General features: G+C 75.7%; 9 protein-coding genes. 7 read left to right on the forward strand and 2 right to left on the reverse strand.

All coding sequences use genetic code 11. The annotated features are described in order from the left end of the window. Positions 1-305: 305 nt before the first annotated feature. Entirely contained in the window at positions 306-701 is a 396-nt protein-coding gene (locus ACFVU7_RS27590) for an ArsR/SmtB family transcription factor (protein WP_388047665.1), read from the reverse strand. A gap of 109 nt (positions 702-810) precedes the next feature. Here ACFVU7_RS27590 and ACFVU7_RS27595 point away from each other — a divergent pair, with 109 nt between their 5' ends. The 7 genes from ACFVU7_RS27595 (at position 811) to ACFVU7_RS27625 (ending at position 19,165) form a co-directional block, all read left to right on the forward strand. After that, positions 811-2,793 carry a heavy metal translocating P-type ATPase gene (locus tag ACFVU7_RS27595; protein ID WP_388047667.1) on the forward strand — a complete coding sequence of 661 codons (1,983 nt, stop codon included), beginning with the start codon at positions 811-813 and terminating at the stop codon, positions 2,791-2,793. A gap of 108 nt (positions 2,794-2,901) precedes the next feature. Continuing rightward, positions 2,902-3,846 (forward strand): DUF5996 family protein, encoded by a 945-nt coding sequence (locus ACFVU7_RS27600; RefSeq protein ID WP_388047669.1) that lies wholly within the window; start codon positions 2,902-2,904, stop codon positions 3,844-3,846. A gap of 184 nt (positions 3,847-4,030) precedes the next feature. Beyond that, a complete protein-coding gene (locus ACFVU7_RS27605; RefSeq protein ID WP_388047819.1) occupies positions 4,031-4,837 on the forward strand; it encodes a siderophore-interacting protein in 807 nt (268 codons plus the stop codon). 126 nt (positions 4,838-4,963) lie between these two features. After that, complete coding sequence (locus tag ACFVU7_RS27610; protein WP_388047671.1) at positions 4,964-6,880, forward strand: glycoside hydrolase family 5 protein; 1,917 nt, start codon at positions 4,964-4,966, stop codon at positions 6,878-6,880. 495 nt (positions 6,881-7,375) lie between these two features. Beyond that, the gene (locus ACFVU7_RS27615) at positions 7,376-10,447 is read left to right on the forward strand and encodes an amino acid adenylation domain-containing protein (protein WP_388047672.1); all 3,072 of its coding nucleotides are present in this window, start codon (positions 7,376-7,378) and stop codon (positions 10,445-10,447) included. Positions 10,448-10,502: 55 nt separating this feature from the next. Next, positions 10,503-16,034 carry an amino acid adenylation domain-containing protein gene (locus ACFVU7_RS27620; protein ID WP_388047674.1) on the forward strand — a complete coding sequence of 1,844 codons (5,532 nt, stop codon included), beginning with the start codon at positions 10,503-10,505 and terminating at the stop codon, positions 16,032-16,034. Then, on the forward strand, positions 16,031-19,165 hold the full coding sequence (locus tag ACFVU7_RS27625; RefSeq protein ID WP_388047676.1) for an amino acid adenylation domain-containing protein: 3,135 nt from the start codon (positions 16,031-16,033) through the stop codon (positions 19,163-19,165). The genes ACFVU7_RS27620 and ACFVU7_RS27625 overlap by 4 nt, the downstream gene beginning before the upstream one ends. 61 nt (positions 19,166-19,226) lie before the next feature. Here the strand turns inward: ACFVU7_RS27625 and ACFVU7_RS27630 are convergent, their stop codons facing one another. After that, positions 19,227-22,340 (reverse strand): AMP-binding protein, encoded by a 3,114-nt coding sequence (locus ACFVU7_RS27630; protein ID WP_388047821.1) that lies wholly within the window; start codon positions 22,338-22,340, stop codon positions 19,227-19,229. Positions 22,341-22,347 lie beyond the last annotated feature (7 nt).

The following is a 22,347-nucleotide window of genomic DNA, read 5'->3' on the forward strand; positions in this document are numbered from 1 at the left end:
GATCCGGAGGCGGGCAGGCGGACGCTGCCGGGAACGGGCAGGCAATGGCAGCTGGTGTGAATGGCTTTGATTCACGGATTCATGTCAGCTGGTGCCGCGATGCGAGTCTGCTCGGCTTGCGGCGGCCCGTCAAGTGGTGTGAATGACAATGCCCAAGTCATTCATCTCAGCTGCCAGCAGGGGCAGGCCGGTCGTGCCGTGAAGGCCGAACCGTGCCTCACGCTTGGGATGTTGAGCGCTGCCCACGCCTCTGCGGCGGGCCGCGCGGGTGCCGTCGGCCCAGGGTGCGCGACCCGGCGCCGATGTCAGCGGGTGGCGGTGCCGACCGGCTCGTCCGCGTCCTGGGGGTCGTCGGCGTCGCTGAGTCCCAGGCGCAGGTGCTCGATGTGGTAGACGGCCTGGTCGAGCAGTGCGGCGACGTGGTTGTCGTAGAGCGCGTAGACCACCTGGCGGCCGTTGCGCCGGCCGATGACCAGGCCGAGGTTGCGCAGCAGGCGCAACTGGTGGGAGCAGGCAGACTGCTCCAGGCCGACCTCGGTGGCGAGCTCGGTGGCGGCGCAGGGGCCCTCGCGCAGCCGGGAGAGGATCAGCAGGCGGGAGGGTGTGGCCAGGGCTTGCAGGGTGGTGGCCACCCGGGCAGCGCTGGTGGCGTCCAGGCGCGTGTGCGGGACGGCGGTGGCGGGGGTGGCTCCATGACCCATGCGGGCAATACTACAACTGATAGATGAAGGGGCCTTCATATGTTCATGTATCGTGAGTGAGTCACCGGCCCCGCCCTGCCCAGGCCTGCCCCGAAGGGTCCCGTCCGCCATGTCCTCCACCACCCTGACCGAGCGCCCCGCGTCCCCGGGCGCGCCGCGTCCGGACACCGCGCCCCGGCGGCGCACCCGGGTGCTGTCGCTGCCCGAGGCCCGCTGGGCCGCCGCCGCGACGGTGCTCTTCCTGGTCGCGCTGCCGCTCCAGCTGACCGGCGCCCCCGCCTGGACCTGGGGCCCGCTGTACGCCCTCGCCTACGTCACCGGCGGCTGGGAACCCGGCTGGGCCGGGCTCCAGGCGCTGCGGGAGAAGACCCTCGACGTCGACCTGCTGATGATCGTGGCCGCGCTCGGCGCCGCCGCCGTCGGGCAGGTCATGGACGGCGCGCTGCTGATCGTCATCTTCGCCACTTCCGGCGCCCTGGAGGCGCTGGCCACCGCCCGTACCGCCGACTCGGTACGCGGACTGCTCGACCTCGCCCCGGCCACCGCCACCCGGCTGCTGCCCGACGGCGGCGAGGAGACCGTGCCCACCGAGCGGCTGGCCGTCGGGGACACCGTGCTGGTCCGGCCCGGCGAGCGGATCGGCGCCGACGGGCGGGTGCTCGACGGCGCGAGCGAGGTCGACCAGGCCACCATCACCGGCGAGCCGCTGCCGGTCGCCAAGCAGCCCGGTGACGAGGTGTTCGCCGGCACCCTCAACGGCACCGGGGCGCTGCGGCTGCGGGTCGAGCGGGACGCCTCCGACACGGTGATCGCCCGGATCGTGCAGCTGGTCGAGGAGGCCTCCGAGACCAAGGCGCCCACCCAGCTGTTCATCGAGAAGGTCGAACAGCGCTACTCGCTCGGCATGGTGGCCGCCACCCTCGCCGTCTTCGCCGTCCCGCTGGCCTTCGGCGCGGCCTTCACCGGCTCGCTGCTGCGGGCGATGACCTTCATGATCGTCGCCTCCCCGTGCGCGGTGGTGCTGGCCACCATGCCGCCGCTGCTCTCCGCCATCGCCAACGCCGGGCGGCACGGCGTCCTGGTCAAGTCCGCCGTCGTGATGGAGCGTCTGGGCCAGGTCGACGCCGTCGCCCTCGACAAGACCGGCACCCTCACCGAGGGCACCCCGCGCGTCACCGACCTCCGGCCGCTCACCGGCTCCGGCCTCGCCGAGGCGGAGCTGCTGGCACTGGCGGCCGCGGCCGAGCACCCCAGCGAGCACCCGCTCGCCCGCGCCGTCGTCGACGCCGCCCGCGACCGCGGCCTGACCCCGGCCGCCGCCGAGGACTTCGGCTCCACCCCCGGCGTCGGCGTCACCGCCACCGTCGACGGCCGGGTGGTCGCGGTCGGCGCGCCCGCGCGGCTGATCAACGGCCGTACCGACGCCGCGTGCGCCGAAGCCGCCGCGCTGGCAGCCGAGTTGGAGGAGGCCGGCCGCACCGCCGTGCTGGTCGAGGCGGACGGCGTCCCGGTCGGCGTGCTCGGCATCGCCGACCGGCTGCGCCCGGACGCCGCCGCCACCGTCGCCGCGCTGACGGCCCTCACGGGTACCGCGCCGATGCTGCTCACCGGCGACAACCCCCGCGCGGCCGCCCACCTGGGCGCCGAGGTCGGCATCACCGACATCCGGGCCGGGCTGCTGCCGCAGGACAAGGTCGCCGCCGTCCGCGAGCGGGAGGCGGCCGGACGGAAGGTGCTGGTGATCGGCGACGGCGTCAACGACGCGCCCGCGCTGGCCGCCGCCCACACCGGCATCGCGATGGGCCGGGCCGGCTCCGACCTGGCGCTGGAGACCGCCGACGCGGTGATCGTCCGTGACGAACTGGCCACCGTCCCGGCCGTGGTGGCGCTCTCCCGGCGGGCCCGGTCCTTCGTGGTGCAGAACCTGGTGATCGCCTCGGTGTTCATCACCGCCCTGGTGGTCTGGGACCTGGTCGCCACCCTCCCGCTGCCGCTGGGCGTGCTCGGCCACGAGGGCTCGACCGTCATCGTCGGCCTCAACGGGCTGCGGCTGCTGCGCGAGGCCGCCTGGACGAGGGCGCGCGCCCTCTGACCGGTCCGGAACGAGGCCGGCGCGTCCCCCGGCGGGGCGCGCCGGCCGAGGCCGTGCGACGCCCGGGTGCGGATGCGGGGCGGCCCCCACCGGCCTAGCGTGGCCCCCATGGAGCTGTTCCCCCCGATCCCGCTGGCCCAGTGGCAGGACTCCAAGGCGACGGTCCACCGCTTCGCCCAGGTCGTCGGCAAGATCCGCCTGGCGTGCAGCGTGCGGCGCAACCACTGGTGGAACGTCCCCTACCACCTCACCGGGCGCGGCATCACCACCCGCCCGATGGCCGTGCTGGACGGGGGCGGGACCTTCTGCGTCGACTTCGACTTCGTCAACCACCGGCTGGTGGTCTCCTCCTCGGACGGCCGCACGGCCTCGTTCCCGCTCACCGGGCAGTCCGTGGCGTCGTTCTACCGCCGTACGCTCGACTCCCTCGCGGCGGTCGGCGTGCCGGTCACGGTCTCGCACCCGTTCCCGTTCGACCTGCCCGACGCCGGCCGGCCGTTCACCGAGGACACCGAGCACGCCGCCTACGACCCGTTCTGGGTCAACCGCTACTGGCAGGTGCTGAGCCAGGTCAACCTGGTGCTGGAGGAGTTCGCCGCCGGCTTCTGCGGGAAGATCAGCCCGGTGCACCACTTCTGGCACACCTTCGACATCGCCGTCACCCGCTTCTCCGGCCGGGTGATCGAACAGCCGCGGACCGTCGACCCGGTGACCCGCGAGGCCTACTCCCGCGAGGTCGTGAGCTCCGGTTTCTGGTTCGGCGACGACTCCTTCCCGGACCCGGCCTTCTACTCCTACGCGGCCCCCGAGCCCGCCGGCCTGGCCGACAGCCCGCTCCGGCCCGGTGCCGCCCGCTGGGTCGAGCGCAGCGGCAGCCACCTGGCCGTCCTGCCGTACGACGAGGTCCGCGGCCGGGAGGACCCGCGTGCCGTGGTGCTGGACTTCTACGAGTCCGTCTACGAGCCCGCGGCCCGCCTGGCCGGCTGGGACGTCCGGGGCGAGGCCTCGCCCGGCGGCATCACCGACCCGGTGGCGGCAGGGAACGGCGGCTGACGGGAACGGTGACTGACGGCGAACCAGGGCGGCTGTCCTCGGCGCGGAGTTTAGGTTAGCCTCACCTAAGCTGCGGTGCGCGTCGACGACGAACGGACCGGCACGGCCGCGGCGTCCGCCCGTTCGCTGGAAGGAGCCCGCCCTGTCCACCGTCACCGCTCCCGCCCGTTTCGCGCTCTTCCCCCTGCGCGTCGCCCGCACCGCCGGACTCACCCCGCACCTGGTCCGTGTCACGCTCACCGGTGAGAGCCTCGCCGGGTTCGTCAACGGCGGCCTCGACCAGCGGATCAAGCTGCTGCTGCCGCTCCCCGGACAGTCCGAGCCGCTGATCCCGCCCGGCGACGGCGACTTCGGCTGGTACCAGAGCTGGCGGGAGGCCGACCCGCGGGTGCGCCCGGTGCTGCGCACCTACACCGTCCGCGGCCAGCGCCGCGACCCCGACGAGATCGACATCGACATCGCCGTGCACGGGGACCTCGGCCCGGGCTCCCGGTGGGCCGCCACGGCCGCGCCCGGCGACCGGGTGGTGGTCTGCGGACCGGCCGTCGAGGAGGCGGGCGGCGTGGAGTTCCGGCTGCCCGCCGATCCCGGCTGGGTCCTGCTGGCCGGGGACGAGTCGGCGCTGCCCGCCATCGCCGCCATCCTGGAGGAACTGCCCGCGCACCTGCCGGTCCGGGTCTTCGCCGAGGTGGACGGGCCGGCCGAGGAGGCCTACCTCCCGGCCCAGCGCGCCGGGGTCGAGACCGTCTGGCTCCACCGCCGCTCCGGCGCGCCGGGCCTCACCGGGGCGGTGCGCGCCGCCGACCTGCCGGACGGGCGGCCGTACGCCTGGATCGCGGGCGAGGCGGCCTCGGTGCGCGAGCTGCGCCGCCACCTGGTCGGCGAGCGGGGGATGGACCGGCGCGCGGTCTGCTTCATGGGCTACTGGCGGGCCGGGCGCACCGAGGACCAGCGCGCCGAGGACGGCCCGGGGGAGGGCAGCGAGGACTGAAGCGGGGGGCCGGGGAAGCGCCGCCGTACGCACCCTCCCGGAACATGAGGTTCCGTCATATTGTCGTTCTCGCCGACGGTGCGCCGAGCGCCGGGTGACGGCCCGAGCCACCTCACCACAGCGGGGATGACGATGAAGAGTCTCGCGGCGCGCCTGCTCGCCCTGGTCGCGGCCCTGCCGGTGCTCGCCGTGCTGGCGGCGGGCCCCGGCATCGCGGCGCCGGACGGCGGAGCCGGGGCCCGGCTCGCCGCGTCCTGGACCGGCCCGCTGAGCACCCGGGGGCGCTACATCGTCGACGCCGACGGCGACCGCTTCAAGCTGAAGGCCGCCAACTGGGCCGGAGCCCAGGGCACCTGGCAGGGCAGCGGGAGCGCCGACGACCCGGCGAACAACCAGGCCGGCCAGGTGTCGCACAACCTCCCGCTGGGCCTGGACCGGGTGCCGGTGGCCCGGCTGCTGGCCGACTTCCACGGGCTGGGCCTCAACAGCGTCCGGCTGCCGTTCGCCAACGCGATGATCCACGACACCGCCCCCGTGCCGGACTCCGCCGTCGCCGCCAACCCGCAGCTGCGCGGCCGGACCCCGCTCCAGGTGTTCGACGCCGTGGTGGCCGCGCTGACCGCCGACGGCTTCGCGGTGATCCTCAACAACCACACCACCAGCTACCGCTTCTGCTGCGGCCTGGACGGCAACGAGCGCTGGAACAGCGGCCAGTCCACCGCGCAGTGGGAGGACGACTGGCTGTTCATGGTGAACCGCTACAAGGCCGACAAGCGGGTGGTCGGCGTCGACCTGCGCAACGAGGTCCGCCGGGACGTCTGGGACGACCCCAACTGGGGCCTCGGCGACGCCCACGACGAGTACGCCGCCTTCGAGGAGGCCGGCAACCGCGTCCTGCGGGCCGACCCGGACCTGTTGGTCGTCATGGAGGGCATCAACTGGTACGGCATCCCCGCCGCGGGGTTCAGCCACGGCCGCCCGATGCTCACCCCCGTGCGCAACCTGTCCCACACCCTGATCGACTCCGGCAAGCTGGTCTACGCCGCGCACTTCTACGGCTACACCGGCCCGGCCAACACCGGCGCCGGCAGCGGCCCGGGATCCACCAGCGACCCGCGCTACCAGGACTTCACCCCCGAGCAGCTCGCCCAGGTGGTGGACGACCAGGCGCTGTTCGTCACCCGGGCCGGGCAGCACTTCACCGCTCCGGTGTGGATCAGCGAGTTCGGCGCGGGCGGCCGGGGCTCGACCGACGCCAAGGAGCAGGCCTGGCTGCACGCGTTCACCGACATCCTGGTGCGCGGCGACACCGACTTCGCCGTCTGGCCGCTGGTCGGCTGGGCCGACGCCGCCGGGCGGCCGCAGGACAGCTGGGCGCTGCTCTCCTACGGCCCGGACGGCACCCGGACCGGCCTCACCGACCCCGGCGACTGGCGGGCCGCCGACTGGACCCGGCTGGTCGGCGCGCCGTCGGCGAGCGGCCCGGTGCCCGCCGTCGACCACTGGAGCATGCTCGCCCTCGACCACGCCGACCAGGTCCTCTCCCGGCGGATGCTGGCCCGCCCGGACTGGAGCCCCGGCAACCGCAAGGGCGACTGCCCGGACGGCCTGCGCCTGACCGCCCTCGCCCGCGGCGACAGCCGGGCCCTGTGCACCGACGCGGGCGAGCCGGCCGCCGGCAGCGGCGACTGGACCACCGTCACCGACGGGCGCTACGTCACCGCGGGGGACTGGGCGTCCGGCTACGACAAGCTCCAGTGCCCCGACCGCAGCTTCGCGGTCGGCTACAGCGTGCGCGCCAACGCCGTGGCCGCCCTGCTCTGCGCCCCGGCGGCCGGCCCGCTGCCGCTGACCGGCCGCACGGTCTGGTTCGACCGGGGCGACAACCGGCCCGCCACCGGCGGCTCGGTGGCGAGCGACTGGGCGCCGGGCCGCTACAAGGGCCAGTGCGCGGACGGCGAGTACCTGGCCGGCGTCGCGTCCACCTGGCAGCGCCTCCAGTACGGGGCCCCGGCCGCGCTGCTCTGCCGCCCGCTCGGCTGATTCGGCGGCTCCCCGGGGCCGAATCGGCGGGGCCCGGGGCTGATCCGGCGGTGGCTGCTGGGCCGCTCCGGCGGCGGGCGCTCAGCTGATGCGGCGACGGCCCGGACCCGATTCGGCGACGGCTCCGGGGGTCCGGGGGCCGACGGCGGGAGCGGCCGCCCGTTGAGACGATGACGAACGATCAGAAGCCCGCCCCCGTGGTCGCATTCCCGCAGGTTGGACGCGTTCATGACGTCTTTCCTACGGGTCGGAACGACCCTTGACGGCGCAGGGCTTCTCTGCCAACCTCTCGGCAGGTCTGGACCATGATCGGCCTCTTCGACGGGGAGAGGACCGACGGCGCTCCGGCGGTGCGCAGGGGGGATCTGCGGGCCGGGCAGGTCGAGGCCGGGGGGCGGCCCGTCGGCCGCGTCGCCAGAGCATCCGCGGCGTCGGCCACGTCGGCGCCCGGCCACGGGGAACGCACCATTCACCGACTGCCGAATCGAGCCGCACATGCCACACTCCCTCCCCCCGCACGCCTCGCCCTTCCAGCGGGGCATCTGGGTCACCGAGCGCCTCGGCGGCCACCACGGGGTGTTCCACATGCCCGTCCTGCTCTCCTTCGACCGGGTCGACGCCGACGCCCTCGCCCGTGCCGTCTCGACGGTGACGGCACGACACCCCGTGCTGTCCCAGGTGTTCGTGGAGCGCGGCGGGAGCCTCGTCGCGGAGCCCGGCACCGCCCCGGTCCTCGACGTGGTCGACGCCTCCGAGGACTGCGCGCAGAGCCGGGAGAAGCGGCTGGCCGAGGACGCGGCACGCCCGTTGGACCTCCAGGCGGGCCCGTTGGCGCGGTTCACCCTCTACCGCGGCCGCGGTGAGGCGGCGGAGCTGCTCGCCGTCGTGCACCACGCGGTCTTCGACGGGGAGTCGAAGGACGTCCTGGTGGCGGACCTCGCCGCGGCCTACGCGCAGGCCCTGGGCGGGCCCGCCCCGGCCGCCGACCGGAGCCCGTCCACGCCCCCGTCCACGCCCCCGTCCACGCCCCCGGCCCCGCTCGACCCCGACCTCGTCCGCCGGGCGGCGGACCGGTACGGCCCGCGGTGGGCCGCGGCGACCGAGCCCGTCCTCCCGGGGCTGCCGCACGCCGTCACCGCCCCGGCCTCCGGAGCCTGCGGCACGTGGCGGACGGACGCGCGCGGCCGGGCCGCCGTGGCCGAGGCCGCGGAGCGTTGCGGCGTCACCGTCTTCGAGTTCCTGCTCGCCGCACTGCACGCACTGCTGCTGCGCTACGGCGGCGAGGCCGTCCCGGTCTCCGTGCCGCTGTCCGTCCGGACGCCCGAGCAGGCCGGGGAGATCGGGCTGTTCGTCAACGAGCTGCCGGTGCACGCCCCGGCCGGGGTGGGCACCGGGACGTCCTTCGCCGAGTACGCCCGGGCCGTGCGCGCCGAGGCCCGCGGCGGGTACCCGTTCCGCCCCGTGCCCTTCGGCGCGGCCGTCGGCGGCCTCACGCCGCGCGCCGGGCTGGCCCCCGTGTCGTTCGGCTACCGGCGCGCCCGCGCCGTGGACCCGGTGTTCCCGGGGAGCACCGTCCGGGTGGACCGCACGGTGTTCAACGGCGCCGCCCGCAACACCCTGCACCTCCAGGCGGTCGACACCGCCGACGGGCTCGCGTTCTCGCTCCAGTACGCCCCGGCGGTCCTGTCGCCGGACGCCGCGGACCGCGTCGCCGGGCACTACACGGCCCTGCTGGAAGCCGCGACGGCCACGCCCGAGGCACCGCTGAGCGCCCTGCCGGTGCTGGGCGCGGAGGAGCGGTACCTGGTGACGGACGGGTGGAACGCCACCGCCCGCTCCTACCCGCGCGAGCGCACCGTGCTGGACCTGGTGCGGGAGCGGGCCGCCGAGACGCCGGACGCCCCCGCCGTCAGCGCGGGCGCCGCGAGGCTGACCTACCGGGCGCTGGTGGCGCGGACCGAGGAACTGGCCGCCGTCCTGCGCGGGGCCGGGGTCGGCCGGGGCGACGTCGTCGCCCTGCACCTGGAGCGCTCCGCCGACCTGCCCGCCGTCCTGCTCGCGGTGCACGCCGCCGGGGCCGCCTACCTGCCGCTCGACCCCGGGCACCCCGCCGAGCGGCTCGCCTTCGTGCTCGCCGACTCCGGTGCGGCCCTGCTGGTCGCCGACCGGGAGCCCGCCCCCGACGTGGTGGCGGCGGCACCGGCCGTCCTCCGGCTCGGGAGCGCCCGCGCCGAGCCGGGGTCCGCGGCGGCGCCCACCCCGCCCGGCGACCTCGCCTACGTGCTGTACACCTCCGGCTCGACCGGGCGGCCCAAGGGAGTGGAGATCGGGCACCGGGCGCTGGTGAACCTGCTGACCTCCTTCGCCGAACGGCTGGGCTCGGGGCCCGGGGACGTCTGGCTCGGCCTGACCTCGCTCTCCTTCGACATATCCGGGCTGGAGATCCTGCTGCCACTGGTCACCGGCGGTCGGCTGGTCCTCGCACCGGAGGGCGCCGCCCTGGACGCGCCCGGCACGGTCGGGCTGGTCCGGCGCGAGGGCGTGACCCACCTCCAGGCGACCCCCGCGGGCTGGCGCGTGCTGCTCAGCGCCGGGCCGCTGCCGGCCGGGCTGACCGGGATCGTCGGCGGGGAGGCCCTGCCGCTGCCGCTGGCCCGCGAACTCCGCGGCTCCCTCGGGCGGTTGATCAACGGGTACGGCCCGACCGAGGCGACGATCTACGCGACCTGCGCCGAGGTCCCGGCCGGACCGGAGGCCGTGGTGATCGGCGGGCCGGTCGCCAACACCCGGGCGTACGTCCTGGACGCGGACGGCCGGCCGCTGCCGATCGGGATCCCCGGCGAGCTCCACCTGGGCGGCGACGGCGTCGCGGACGGCTACCGGGGCCGCCCCGAGCTGACGGCGGAACGTTTCGTCGAGGACCCGTTCGCCGGAACCGGCGGCCGGATGTACCGCACCGGTGACCTCGCGGCGTGGACGCCGGACGGCGAACTGGAGTTCCACGGCCGGATCGACGACCAGGTGAAGATCCGCGGCCACCGGATCGAACTGGGCGAGATCGAGGCCGCGCTGCTCGACCACCCGGCGGTCGCCGCGGCCGCCGTCGCCGTGTGCGGGCAGGCCGAGGGGGACCCCGCGCTCGTCGGCTACCGGGTGGCCGCACCCGGCGGCGAACCGCCGTCCGACGCGGACCTGCGGGACCACCTGCTGCGCACCCTCCCCGCGGTCATGGTGCCCCGGCAGTTCGTGGCCCTCGACCGCCTGCCGCTCACGGCGAGCGGCAAGCTCGACCGGCGCGCCCTGCCCGCCCCGCCGCGCACCGCCGCGGCCGGTCCCGTGGAGGCCGACGAGGTCACCGCGGGCGTCCTGGCGATCTGGGAGGAGGTCCTGGGCGCCTCCGGCATCGGCCCGGAGGACGACCTCTTCGACCTCGGCGGACACTCGCTGACGATCATCCAGATCACCGCCCGGATCCGCGCCGCGTTCGGGGTCGAACTCGACTTCGACCTGTTCTTCGACGCCTCCACCCCGGCCGCCCTGGCCGCCGTCGTGCGAGAGCGGCGTTGACCGCCGCCGACCGCCCTTCCGCGACCGCCCCGCTCCACGCCCGAATGGACTGCCGATGACCGACACCCGGGACCTGCCCGCAGACTGGTCCGCCGCCAAACGATCCCTCCTCGCCCAGCGCCTGCGGGGCGCCGCGGCCCCGGTGCGGGTGGTCGAGCCCCGCCCGGCGGACAGCGCGCCGCCACTGTCCAGCGGACAGGAACGGCTCTGGTTCATGGACCAGTTCACGCCCGGCGCGACCGCGTACACGCTCGCCCCGGCCCGGCGGCTGCGCGGGCCGCTGGACCGCCCGGCGCTGGACGCCGCCCTGGCCGCCCTGGTGGAGCGCCACGAGGGGCTGCGGATGACCTTCCCGGTCACGGAGGACGGCAGGGCCGAGGTCCTGGTCGCCGAACCGGGCCCGTTCCCCGCCGGGTTCGTGGACGCCTCCGACGACCCCGACCCGGGACGAAGAGCCGCGGACGAGATCGGCGCGCTCGCCGCCAGACCCTTCGACCTCGCGAGCGGCCCCCTGCTGCGGGCCCTGCTGGTCCGGCTCGCCGACGAGGACCACGTCCTCGCCCTGGTCATGCACCACATCGTCGGCGACGGCTGGTCGATCGACATCCTCAACCGCGAACTGGACGCGCTCTACGCCCGGCACGCCCACGGCACCGACGCCGGACTCCCGCCGCTCCCGGTGCAGTTCGGGGACTACGCGCGCTGGCAGCGCGACCGGCTGGACAGCGGCGCCCTGGCCGACTCCCGCGCCTACTGGCGCACCGAACTCGCCGACGTCCCCGCCCTGGAGCTGCCCGCCGACCGACCCCGGCCGCCGCTGCTCGGCTACGACGGCGCGGCCGTCGAACTGCACTGGAGCCCGGAGCTCGTGCAGGCCCTCGCGGAGTGCGCCCGCGCCCGCGGGGCGTCGACGTACATGGTGCTGATGGCCGGGCTCCAGGCACTGCTCGGCCGGCACACCGGACAGCGGGACTTCGCGGTCGGCTCGGCCGTGGCCGGCCGGCTCCACCGCGAACTGGAGGGCGTGGTCGGCGCGTTCGTCAACATGCTGCCGATCCGGGCGCGGCTGGAGGAGGGTCTCACCTTCGGGCAGCTCGTCGGCCGGGTGCGGGAGACGACGCTGAACGCCTACACCCACCAGGAGGTGCCGTTCGAGCAGATGGTCGCGGACCTGGACATCGAGCGGGACGTCAGCCGCTCGGCGGTGTTCCAGGTGACCTTCGCCTTCCAGAACTACGGCGACCGCGCGGCCTCCGCCGCACCCGCCGCCACCGCGGAGGGATTCGGGCACGCGGCCACCACCAGCCACGCCGACCTCGCGTTCTACCTCCGGGAGAAGAAGGACGGCGGGCTCTTCGGCCTGATCACCTACCGCACCGACCTGTTCGACGCCGACACCGTGCGCCGGCTCACCGAGCGCTTCGAGGTCCTGCTCACCGCGGCCGCCGCCGATCCGGACCGGCCCGTCGAGGACCTGCCGCTGCTGACCGCGACCGAGCGCGCCGACGTGCTCGACCACTGGGCGGCCGGCCCGGACCTCCCCGACGGCGGGCCCCGGACGCTGACCGCGCTGCTCGCCGCCGCGGCCCGGCAGGCGGGCGACCGCCCGGCCCTGGTCTTCGAGGACGCCACCGTCACCCACCGCGAACTCGACACCAGGGCGACGGCCCTGGCCCGGCGGCTGCGGGCGCTGGGCGTCCGGCCGGACGACCGGGTGGCGGTGTGCCTGGAGCAGTCGCCGGACCTGGCGGTCGCGTTGGTCGCCGTCCTGAAGGCCGGCGGCTGCTACCTGCCACTGGACCCGGAGCAGCCGCCCGCCCGGCTGTCCCACCTGGTGGCGGACGCCGACGCGCGCGTCCTGGTGACGGACTCGGCGCTGCGGGAACGCTTCCCCGCGTACGGAGGCGCGGAGCTGCTCGTGGACCACGCCGCACCGGCGCCGGACGGCGCCCCGGACGACGCCCCGCTCCCGGAGGCCTCCGGCCCCGACGACCTCGCGTACGTCATCTACACCTCCGGCTCCACCGGGCAGCCCAAGGGCGTCGCGGTGCAGCACCGCGAGATCCTCAACTACCTGGCCGGCGTGCGGGACCGGCTGCGGATCGAACCTGGTGCCCGCTACGGCCTGCTGCAGTCCCTGTCCTTCGACTTCAGCATCACGATGCTCTACCTGGCGCTCACCACCGGCGGCCAGGTCCACCTGCTGCCCCGCCGCATCGCCGGCGCCGAACTCGCCGGGCACATCGAGGCGTCGCGGCTCGACTACCTCAAGATGACGCCCTCCCACCTGGCCGCGCTGTCCGCCGACGCCCCGCTCGAGCGCCTGCTGCCGCACCGGGCCCTGGTGCTCGGCGGCGAGGCCTCGTCCCGGGCCTGGGCCGCCGACCTGGCCGGCCTCGGCCGGTGCGCGGTGTTCAACCACTACGGCCCCACCGAGGCGACGGTCGGCGTCACCGTCCACGAGGTCCACCCGGAGGACCACGGCCCGGGGAACACGCCGATCGGCACCCCGCTCGCGGGCGCGCGCTGCTACGTACTGGACGCCGCCCGGCGGCCGGTGCCGCCCGGCGTGACCGGGGAGCTCCACCTCGGGGGGCACCGGCTCGCCCGCGGCTACCTGGGCCGCCCCGACCTGACCGCGGAACGCTTCCTCGACGACCCGTTCGCCGCGACCGGCGGCCGGATGTACCGCACCGGCGACCTGGCCCGCTGGCGGACGGACGGCACGCTGGAGTACCTCGGACGCGCCGACGACCAGATCAAGGTCCGCGGCTACCGGGTCGAGCCCGGCGAGATCGAGGCCGCCCTCACCGCGCTGCCCGGCGTGACCCAGGCCTTCGTGACCGTCCGGGGCGAGGGGATCAGGCAGAACCTCGTCGCCTACCTCGAACGCCCGGGCGGCGGAACCGCCCCCGCCCCCGCCGAACTGCGCGCGGAGCTCGGCGCCGTCCTGCCGGACTACATGGTCCCCGCCCGGTTCGTCGTCCTCGACCGGCTGCCGCTGCTGGCCCACGGCAAGGTCGACCGCAAGGCCCTGCCCGAACCCGAGGACGCCGCCCCGGCCGTCGGCCGGGTGGAGCCCGAGGGCGAGACCGAGACGCTGATCGCCGCGATCTGGGCCGAGGTGCTCGACGTCGCGACGGTCGGCGCCCTGGACGACTTCTTCGAGATCGGCGGGCACTCGCTGCTCGCCACCCAGGTCGTCGCCCGGCTGCGCCGCGCCTTCCCCGACCTGCCGACACCCGTCGGCGTGATGGACCTCTTCCGCTTCCCGACCGTCCGCCAACTCGCCGCGCTCGTCGCCGACCCGGCCGCCGACCGGGGGCCGCGGGGCCTGCTGCACCGCCTCACCCCCGAGCGGCGCCGCACCACCGGAAGCGTCGTCTGCACGCCCTACGGCGGCGGCAGCGCCCTCATCTACAAACCGCTCGCCGACGCCCTGCCCGAGGACTGGGCACTGCACTCCGTCGCCGTCCCCGGACACGAACTCGGCGAGCAGCCGATGGACGTCGACGAGGTCGCCGACCGCTGCGCCCGCGAGATCCTCGAGAACGTCGAGGGCCGGATCGTGCTGTACGGGCACTGCGGGGTCGGCGTGCGCCTCGCCGTCGAGATCGCCCGCCGGGTCGAGGCCGCCGGCCGCGACATCGACGCCGTCCACCTCGGCGGCATCTTCCCCTTCGCCCGGCCCAAGGGCCGCGGCGCGGCGGTCGGGGAGCGGTGGGCCGAACTCCTCGACCGGCTGCGCAGCGACCAGGACATGATCAACGGGCTGGCCGCCGCCGGCCTGGACACCGACGAACTGGACCCGGAGCAGCTGCGGCTCATCGTCCGCAACCGCCGTACCGGCACCAAGGACGTCGAACGGTACTTCACCCGGATGTTCGCGACCGAGGGCGGCCGGATCAAGGCCCCGGTGATCGCGGTCTGCGGCGACCGCGACCCGGCCACCGAGTTCTACCAGGAGCGCTTCCGCGAGTGGCACCGGATCGCCGACACCACCGCGGTCGTCGTCCTCGACGAGGCCGGCCACTTCTACCTCAAGTACCGGGCCGCCGAACTCGCTGCCGTCGTCACCGGCGTCCACCGGTCGATCGCCGCGGGGGAGGAGGACCGACACCGCCGCACGGACAGCGCGACCTGGTGGCTGGCCGGGCTCTCCCGGGACGCCGAACGGCCGGCCGCGGACGGGGGCCCGGCATCCGTCCGCCCCACCATGCGCCGCTTCCTCACCGTCGCCTCCGGGCAGCAGGTGTCGATGATCGGATCGGCGCTCACCGAGTTCGCCCTCCCGGTCTGGATCTACCTGCGCACCGGCTCCCTGGCCCAGTTCGGACTGCTGGCCGCCTGCGGCCTGGTCCCCGGCATCCTCGCCGCCCCGCTCGCCGGCGCGGTCGTCGACCGGGGGGACCGGCGCCGGACCATGCTCCTCGGCGACCTCGCCGCCGGACTCACCCAGGCCCTCCTGCTCCTGCTGTACGCCACCGGCGGCCTCCAGGTCTGGCACGCCTACGCGCTCATCGCCGTGCTGTCCGCCGCCCTCTCCTTCCAACGGCTCGCCTGGAACGCGGCGGTGCCGCAGCTCGTCCCCAAGCGCTACCTCGGCCGCGCCAACGGCGTGGTCCAGATGGCCTTCGGCCTCGCCCAGTTCCTCGTCCCGCTGTTCGCCGTCGGGCTGCTCGCCGCGATCGGACTCGGCGGCATCCTCGCCCTCGACGTGGCCGGCTACGCCGTCGCGGTCACCGTCACCCTGGCCGTCCGGTTCCCCGACCTGATGGGCTCCACCCGCCGGGAGAGCATCGCCGCGGAGATCCGCGAAGGCTTCCGCCGGGCCCTGGGCAGCAGGCACTTCCGCGCGATGCTGCTGTACTTCGCCGTCCTGAACGTCTTCCTCTCCCCGCTGTTCCTGCTCACCACCCCGCTCGTGCTCTCCTTCGCCCCGCTCTCGGCGGCCGGCTGGGTGTCGACGGCCGCCGGCCTCGGCGCCGTGCTCGGCGGGATCACGCTGGTGGCCTGGGGCGGACCGCGCCGCCGGAAGCTGCGCGGGGTGCTGCTCGCCACCCTGGTGGTCGCCGCGGCCTGCCTGCTCACCGGGCTGCGCCCGTCGATCTGGACGGTCGCCCTCGGCGCGTTCGGCATGACCTTCGCGCTCGCCCTGCTCAACGGCGCCTACGCGACCATCGTGCAGACCAAGGTGCCGCTGCGCTTCCACGGCCGGGTGATCGCCGTGAACACCATGGTCGCCTGGTCGACCCTGCCGGTCGGCTTCGCCGTGGTCGCCCCGTTCGGCCCCGGACTCCTCCAGCCGCTGATGGACCACGACGGCGCCCTCGCCGGCAGCGTCGGGCGGCTCATCGGCACCGGCGACGGCCGCGGCATCGGACTGCTCTACCTGCTGTTCGGCCTCGCCATGGCGGCCCTCGCGCTGGTCTGCCTGGCCGTGCCCGTGCTGCGCCACTTCGACCGGGACGTCCCCGACGCCGAGCCCGACGACCTGGTCGGCCTCCAGACCATCCAGGACCGGGCCGCCGACGCCGCCGCGCCCACCCTCCCGCACCGCTCCGAGACCGAGGTGACCGTCCGGTGACCACCACCGCCACCGCCATCCACCCGCTGACCGCCGAACAGCGCCGGCTCTGGTTCCTCCAGCAGGTCCACCCGGACGACGCCGGCTTCAACATGTACCTCAACCGGCGCTGGACCGGGCCGATCGACCCCCGGGCCCTGCGTACCGCGCTGGACCGGCTGACCGCCCGGCACGAGATCCTCCGCACCCGCTTCGCGCCCGAAGGACCCGACGAGGCCGAGCCCGTCCAACTGGTCCAGCCCCCGGCCGCGACCGACCTGGTCACGATCCGCCTGCCCGAGGGCGCGACCGAGCAGGACTTCACCGACGCCTGCCGCCCGTACGTCAACGCCCCGTTCGACCTCGCCGCCGCGCCGCCGCTGCGCGCGACCCTGATCAGCGCCGGCGAGCGGGAACACGCGGTCAGCGTGGTGGTCCACCACATCGTCGCCGACGGCTGGTCCTTCCGCACGATGTGGCGCGAACTGCTCGCCCTCTACCGCGAGGCGATCGGCGAGGCACCCGCGGAACTGCCGGAACTCGCCCTGCAGTACGGCGACTTCGCCCGCGCCGAACGCGCCAGGACGGGCGGGGAGGCGGGCGAGGAGGCCTTCCGGTTCTGGGCGGACCGGCTCGCCGGCACCGGAGCGCTGCGCCTCCCGTTCGACCGGCCGAGACCGTCCAGCCCCACCAGACCCGCCGGTTTCGTCACCGTCGACCTCGGCCCCGAGCTGACCGCCGCCCTCGACCGGACGGCCCGGCAGGAGCGGTGCACCCCGTTCATGGTGCTGCTGGCCGGCTACCAGAGCGTGCTCGCGCGCTGGACCGGCTGCCGGGACTTCGTGGTCGGCACCCCGCTGGCGGGCCGTACCGAGGCGGCGCACGAGGCGCTGCTCGGCTACTTCAACCGCACCGCGGTGATCAGGTCGGACCTCACCGGCGAGCCCGGCTTCCGCACCGTGCTGAAGCGGACCAGGTCCGCCGCACTGGCCGCGCTGAGCCGTCCCGACGCCCCGGCCGAGCGGCTCGCCGCCCACCTCGGCCTGCCCGCGGACACCGGAGCCGGACCGCTCTACCAGGCCGTCTTCGTCCACCAGAGCCAGAACGACCTGGCGGTCGGCTCCGGCGAGCCGGCCCTGCCCGAGGGCGTCCGGACGACCGGCATGGACTCCGGCTTCGACCAGGCCAAGACGGACCTGCTGCTCGACAGCTGGCGCACCCCCGACGGCGGGATCACGCTCTCCTTCTGCTACGACCGCGAGCTGTTCGACCGGGGGACCGTCGAGGCGCTCGGCGACCGGTGCCGCGAGCTGTACGCGCGGATCGTCGAGGACCCGGAACTCCCCCTGCACGGCGACTGGTTCGTCGGCGCCGAGGAGCGGGCGGCGCTGCTCGCCCTCGGGGCGGGCCCGGCCGCTCCGGCCGCCGTACGGACGGTGCTGGAGCGGTTCGCCGACCAGGCCGCCGCCCGACCGGACGCGCCGGCCCTGGAGTGCGACGGACGGACGCTGTCCTACGCCGAACTCGACCGGCGGTCCACCGACCTGGCCCGCCGGCTCGGCCCGGTGGCCGGCCGGGTGGTCGCGGTGTCGATGGCGCCCTCCTTCGACCTGGTGGTGGCCCTGACGGCGGTCTGGAAGGCCGGTGCCGCCTACCTCCCGCTCGACCCGGCCCACCCCGAGGAGCGCCGCGCCCTGATGGTCCGGGAGGCCGACGCCGTCCTCACCCTCACCGGCACGGACCTGCCGGGGGCGGGGACCGCCGACCTCGCCCCGCCCGACCCGCGGGCCCTCGCCTACGTCCTCTACACCTCCGGGTCCACCGGGGCGCCGAAGGCCGTCGCGGTCGACCACCCGGCGGTCTCCGCCCGGGTCGACTGGATGGCGGGCCCGGACGGCTACGCGCTGGGCCCCGACGACCGGATCGTCCAGTTCGCCTCCCTCGGCTTCGACACCCACGTGGAGGAACTCTGGCCGGCCCTCGCGGCCGGGGCGTGCGTGGTGCTCCTGCCCGGCGGCGGCCGGACCCTGCCCGACCTGCTGGCCGGTCCGGCCGGCCGGACCGTCACCGTGCTCGACCTGCCGACCGCGTACTGGGAGGAACTCGTCGGCCTGGACGACGGGACCAGCTGGCCGGACGCGCTGCGCCTGGTGGTCATCGGCGGTTCCGAGGCGCGCGCCGGTACGGTCGCCCGGTGGCGCCGGCGGCACGGGGACGCGGTCCGGCTCGTCAACACCTACGGCCCCACCGAGGCCACCGTGATCGTCACCGCGGCCGAGCTGACGGCCGCCGACGCCGACCGCCGGCCCTCGCTGGGCCGCCCGCTGCCCGGCGTCAGGCTCCACGTGCTGGACGAGCACGGCGGACTGCTGCCCCGGGGCTCCGAGGGCGAGCTGTACATCGGCGGCAGCGGCCTGGCCCGGGGCTACCTGGGCCGGCCCGACCTGACCGCGACGGCCTTCGTGCCCGACCCCTTCGCCGGCGGCGTGATGTACCGCACCGGAGACCGGGCCCGGTGGCGGGCGGACGGCCGGCTGGAGTTCCTGGGGCGCGGCGACGCGCAGCTGAAGCTCCGCGGCTACCGGATCGAGCCCGCCGAGATCGAGTCCGCGCTGACCGCGCACCCGGGCGTCGCGCAGGCCGCCGTGCTGGTCCGCGACGGCCGTCGGCTGCTGGCGTACGCCGTCCCGCGCCCGGGGGCCGAGCCCGGGCCGGCCGAGCTGCGCGAGCACCTCGCCGTACGGCTTCCCGCCTACATGGTCCCGGACGCCGTCGTCACGCTGGCCCGGCTGCCGCTGACCCCGAACGGCAAGCCCGACCTCGCGGCCCTGCCCGACCCCGGGCCGGCCGCCGGGTCGGGTTACGTCGCGCCGCGCACCGACGCCGAGCAGCTGGTCACCGAGCTGTGGCAGGAGGTCCTCGGCGTGCCGCGGGTCGGGGTGTTCGACGACTTCCTCGCGCTGGGCGGGGACTCGCTCCTGGTCACCCGGGTCGCCGCGCGGATCCGGGCCGGGATCGGACTCGACATCCCCATCCGCGAGGTGTTCGAGAGCAGCACACCGGCCGCCCTCGCGGCCCGGATCGAGGCGCTGCTGATCGCCGAGATCGACGCGCTCAGCGAGGAGGAGGCGGCCGGGCGCCTCTCCGGCTGAGCGGGCGGCCGAATGGTCCGGGGGTGCGGCCGGTGACGGCCGCACCCCCGCTTGCCTCGTGTCAGATGCCGGCCGCCCCGGCCAGCGCCGCGGCGAGGTCGTCGGCCAGCGCCGACACCGTCGCCGCCTCGAAGGCGTGCTCGTTGTACCGCAGCCAGCACCGCAGCGCGCCGTCCGGCTGCTCGGTGACCGCCAGTTCGGGGACGTGCCGGTCACCGCCCGGCAGCGGATACGGCACGGTGGCGTTGCGGGGCAGCTCCCAGGCCGCGCAGGCCACCCCCGGCAGCTGGGCCGGCGCGCTCCAGTTCTCGTACCGCAGCCAGGCCGCGAACGGCACCAGCGGGCTGAACTCCGCGAACGGGTACAGCTGGTGGTCGAGCGCCGTGGTGGCGGCGGACCGGACCCGGTCGAGCAGTTCGGCGAACCCCGGCGCGCCCGACACGTCCACCCGCACCAGCAGCGACTGCACGAAACAGCCGACCGCCCGCTCCGCCTCCGGCCTGGTCCGCCCGGGCACCGGCGTCATGAGGACGAGGTCCGGCTGTCCGCTGCGGGCGGCCAGCAGGCCGCTCCAGACCGCCGCCACCGCGAGGAACGGCGTGGCCCCCAGCTCCGCCGCCCTGGCCCGCAGCGCGTCCGCCGCCGCCGGGGGCACCGTGAACGCGTGGGCGGCGCTCAGCACCACCTCGGTGTGCCGGCGCCCCGGGAAGGGGTCGACCGCGGCGGGCGCGTGCGCGAGCGCCGTCCCGAAGTGCGTCCGGGACGCCGGCCAGTGGGCGTTCGACCACTCCACCAGCTCGCCGTACTCCGGGCCGGGCCGGGCGGCCGGCACCCGGCGCCCGTGGCACAGCGCCGAGTACGCCACCCCCAGCTCGCGCAGGAGCACCCCCAGCGACCAGCCGTCGCTGACGAGGTGGTGGACGGCCAGCAGGACGACGTGGTCCGCCGGCCCGCGGCTCACCACGGCCAGCCTGGTCATCGGCCCCGAGGCGACGTCCGTCAGCCGGTCGCGCACGGCGACCAGCCGCGCCGACACCTCGTCGTCGCTCGCGCCGGGCGCCTCCACCAGCACCACGTCCGCGTGCGGCTCGTCGTCCAGGACGGCCCGCAGCACCCCCGGTTCGGCGCCGGGCACCGGGACGAACCTGGTCCGCAGCGCGGGATGGCGGCGGATCGCCTCGTGCAGGGCGTCGGCGAGGACGTCCGTCCGCAGGCCCTCCGTCACCCGGAACATCACCGCCACCGCGCCGACGTTGCGGCCCGGGGCCTCGGCCATCCAGCGCAGGAAGTTCTCCTGTTGGGAGGTGAGCGGCAGGTCGTGCGGCTGCGCGCGCAGCGAGCGGAGGAAGTCCGACACCTCGGCCCCGGACCGCTCCGCCGGCTCGGCCGGGGCGACGTCGGCCCGTTCCAGCCAGGCCGCCTGGGCGCGCAGCGAGGGGCGCTCGAAGACCAGCGCCGTACGGGCCGCCACGCCGAACTCGGCGGAGATCGCGGCGGCCAGCTGGACGGCGCGGAACGAGTCCCCGCCGAGGGCGAAGAACTCCTCCTCCACCGCTTGGACCGGCCGGCCCAGCACGGCCCGCCACAGGCCGGCCAGGGCGAGCTCGCGTTCCGTCTCCGGGGCCCGTCCGGTCGTCGGGGCGGGTTCCTCGAACGCGGCCCGCAGCTCGTGCTTGAGCACCTTGCCGCTCGGGTTGCGCGGCAGGGAGTCCAACACCAGGACGCGTACCGGCAGTTCGGGCCTGGCGAGCCGCTCGCTCAGGAACAGCCGCAGGCCGTCGAGGTCGATCCCGTCCGGTCGCGGGACCACCGCGGCGACCGGCACCTGTCCCATCACCGGGTGCGGCAGGCCGAGCGCGGCCGCGTCGGCGACCTGCGGGTGCTCGTGCAGCACGGCCTCGATCCGCAGCGTGGAGACCTTCAGCGCACCGGACTTGACGATGTCGCTCTCCCGGTCGACGAGGTGGAGGTAGCCGTCCCCGTCCAGTCGGCCGAGGTCGCCCATCCGCACCCAGCCGTCGCGGAAGACGGTGTCGGAGGCCGCCCCGGCGTACCCGCGCGGCGGGCCGGGCTGGCGCAGCCAGATCTCGCCGGTCCCGCCGGGCGGCACCGGCTCCCCGGCCTCGTCCAGGATCCGCAGGTCGGCCGGGTCGGTCGGGCGGCCCAGCGAACCCGGACGGCCCGGGTCCACCACCGCGGAGATCTGCGCGGGGGCGGCCTCGGCCGAGGTGTAGGTGTTGACGACCGTCGCCTTCGGCAGGGCGGCGGACAGCCCGGCGGCGACGGCGGGTGGGAGCGCGGCGGCGGTGGACCCGACCAGCCGGACGCTGCCGAGGTCCCGGCGGTCGGCGACCCCGGAGTTCAGCAGTTCCACCGCCATCGACGGCACCAGGAAGACCGTGCCCGCACCGGACTCCTCGACCACCCGCCCGAACTCCTCGGCGTCGAAGCGCGGCAGGCAGATCGTCGTGGGCTGCGCGGTCAGCGCGTTCACCAGCACCGCCTGGGCGGCGTTGGTCCCGATCGGGAAGGCGTGCACCGCGTGCCGCGAGTGCGCGTACGGGCGGGGGCGGGGGTCGAGGACCAGCCCGGCGGTCAGGCTCGCGTGCGCGGCCCGGACGCCCTTCGGGGTGCCGGTCGTGCCCGAGGTCCCGATGACCTGGGCCAGGTCCCCGGGGGCGACCCGGTGCGGCGGCTCGTCCGGCGTGTCGAGACCGCCGAGGCCGTCGAGGCCGTCGAGCGCGAAGGTGGGCAGCGCGGTGCGCGGGCCGTTCCCGGCGACCGCCCAGCGAGCCCCGGCCGCCTCGACCAGCCGCTCCACATCGGCCGGGGCCAAGTCCTCGCGGATCACCAGCCCGGCCGCGCCCGCGTAGTGGGCGGCCAGGAACGCCACGGCGTACGCGTCCCACTCCCGGTTGGTGAACAGCAGCGCCACCGTGTCCCCGGGCCGCACGCCGGCCCCGGCCAGCCCGTGCGCGGCCCGCACCGCCCGCTCGCGCCACCGGCCGTAGGTGAGGCTCCCGCCGCCGGGTACCAGCAGCGCGGTGCGTTCGGGATGGAGCGCCGCCCGGTGGTCCAGGAGCGCCGGGAGGGTGAGCGGAACGGAGGCGGGTCGGGCGCTGATGACGACTCCCGGAGGCGTTCGGAGCGTGGCGGAACGATGCCACAGGAAGATCGCCCGC

The organism is Kitasatospora sp. NPDC058046 (genome assembly GCF_042885595.1).
Lineage (GTDB): Bacteria > Actinomycetota > Actinomycetes > Streptomycetales > Streptomycetaceae > Kitasatospora.